This window comes from Gemmatimonadota bacterium, from assembly GCA_026706345.1.
Classification (GTDB): Bacteria; JAAXHH01; JAAXHH01; order JAAXHH01; family JAAXHH01; genus JAAXHH01.
In genome coordinates, this window is the sequence record JAPOYX010000278.1 from 1 (window position 1) to 2,284 (window position 2,284).

Below are 2,284 nucleotides of genomic sequence, written 5' to 3' on the forward strand. Positions count from 1 at the left end.
TCCGACTGCGACAACGACTGCTGCCGGATGCGCACGAACCAGTTGGCGGCTTCGGTGTAGGGGGCCTCGACGCTGGGTGGTATTGCATTCACTTTGGAAGACTGCTCGATGCGTTTTGGGAGGCTTCTTGCCTGGGTTCGGGACAACCAATAGACTCGCCCAAAGATGACGTTGCGGGCGCTGCCTCCCCTACCGTCGAGGTGAACAGGACGTGCGCCCGCGCCGGAAACGCCGTGGCGTGCAAGTGGAAGGGAACGACAGCGATATCGAAATCGAGGTGCTCACGCCGGCCATAGGGGCTGTCGTGCATGGTGTCGACCTGTCAAAGCCAATAAGCGAAAACCGCTTTGCCGCCATCGAAAAGGCCTTTCTCGATCACCAGGTGATTTTCCTTCACGACCAGAACCTCACGAAGGAGGACCTGAAACGGTTCGGCAGGCGCTTCGGCAGCCTGAACGTGCACCCGTTCCTGCCCAAGGTCGATGACGACCCGGAGGTCATCCTGCTCAGGAACGACCGAGAGCGGCCACCGGCGGTCAATGTATGGCACTCCGACCTCACGTACCTGCCGAAACCGCCGCTGGGCGCGGTGCTGCTGGCGCGGGAGATTCCCGATGCCGGCGGCGATACCCTTTGGGCCAGCATGACCGCCGCCTATGAAGGGCTGTCCGGCGAAATGCAGGACAGGCTGTCAGGCCTTACGGGCGTGCACCGGGGCAGCCTGGCCGAATACCGCGCAGCCCTCGGCGACAAGGTGGAGCTGGATCCGAACAGCGAGTGGGCGGACCCGAATCCGACGGCGGAACATCCCTTGATCCGCACCCATCCGGTCACCGGGAGGAAGAGCCTGTACGTGAGTTCGACGGATACCCGGTCGATCAAGGGATTGGAGCTGGAGGAAAGCGCTGCCCTTCTCGATCAACTGTTCCGCCATGCCGCAACGCCGGAGTTCCAGGTGCGTTTTCGCTGGCGCGTGGGCGATGTCGCCGTCTGGGACAACCGCTGTACGCAGCACTACGCGACGGCCGACTACTGGCCGAAGCGACGGACCATGCACCGGGTGACCGTGGAAGGCGACCGGCCGTATTAGCGTTGATCAGGCGGCGTGTTGTCGCGACGATATTGGCGTCGTTGTACCGCGCCGGGCGAAGCTCGATTCCCGGCGAATTACGTTGCCGTTTCCTCGAACGGCCGGACGATGGCGGGCGGAACCGGCTCCGCCGGGTGCCGGTGTCCCCAGATGCTGACGGCGTCATAGGCGCCGACGGTCCAGTTCTCCTCATCGTCGATCAGTTTTCCGCCCCAGCCGTACTCGATCTCGAAACCCGACGGCGAGCGCATGTAGAACGATGTCATCAGGTCGTTGGTGTGCTTGCCCAGACCCCTGGTAATGGGGATGTCCCCGGCGATGCACAGGTCCAGGGCCGTGCCGACATCATCCAGCGAGGCCACCTCCAGCATCAGGTGATGGATGCCGACCATACCCGGGGCGTGGGCGATCGCCAGGGTGTGGTGACGCGGATTGCAATGAAAAAACCGCACGCTTCTCCCAATCTCGACCCGGTCGGAAAGCCGGAACCCGAGTACCCGGGAATAGAACGCTTCCGCCCGGGCCAGGTCGGGCAGGATCAATACCAGGTGGCCGAGGCCGCAGTTGCCGGTAACGAAGCCGGAGAGCGGCCGGCCCGGCTTGAATGACGAGGGCTTCGACAACAGCCCCCAGGCGACTTCGTGGCGGAAACCGAACGGGTCCTCGAACCAGATCAGCTCGGCGACCTGCCGTTGCTCGAGCAGGTTCGCATCGGCGGCGTGGGTGTTGAAGCCGGCTTCGCGGAGCGTTTCGCCAAGGGAATCCAGTGCGGCGGGGCCGGCGACGGCCCATCCCATGTACGCGATGTCGTCGGTTTTTCCCGGATGGATGGAGATGCGGTGCACGGCATCGTCCACGCGCAGGCGAACCGTACCGTCGGGTTCCGTTTCGGCGATTTCCAGGCCGAGAACATCCGGGCCGAACGACTGCCAGACCGCTGCGTTCGGGGAAGTGAAGCCAACGTAGCTGAGCGACTCGATCATTGCCTGACGCCGGGCCCGCGCTCGATTCCCTCTGTCGATGGTGACGATGGCTCCCGCAATTTCCATATCCTTCTGGCGGAACGCGGCCCGGTCGACGATGGCCTGGCGGATCTCCTCCAAACGCGCCTCGATGCGATCAAGTTCCGACTCAGAGTCTTCGGTCCATTCGTCGTCATCGAGTCCCGTCAGCTCGTCGCGGCGGACGGTCAAC

2 protein-coding genes are annotated in these 2,284 nt (G+C 63.7%); one reads left to right on the forward strand and one right to left on the reverse strand.

All coding sequences use genetic code 11. From position 1 onward, the window contains the following. Positions 1–238 precede the first annotated feature (238 nt). Positions 239–1,090 (forward strand): taurine dioxygenase, encoded by an 852-nt coding sequence (gene tauD, locus OXG98_19425; GenBank protein ID MCY3774181.1) that lies wholly within the window; start codon positions 239–241, stop codon positions 1,088–1,090. A 77-nt stretch (positions 1,091–1,167) separates the two neighbouring features. Here the strand turns inward: tauD and OXG98_19430 are convergent. Then, positions 1,168–2,284 (reverse strand): VOC family protein (locus OXG98_19430; GenBank protein ID MCY3774182.1); only part of this gene is annotated, 1,117 nt, incomplete at its 5' end.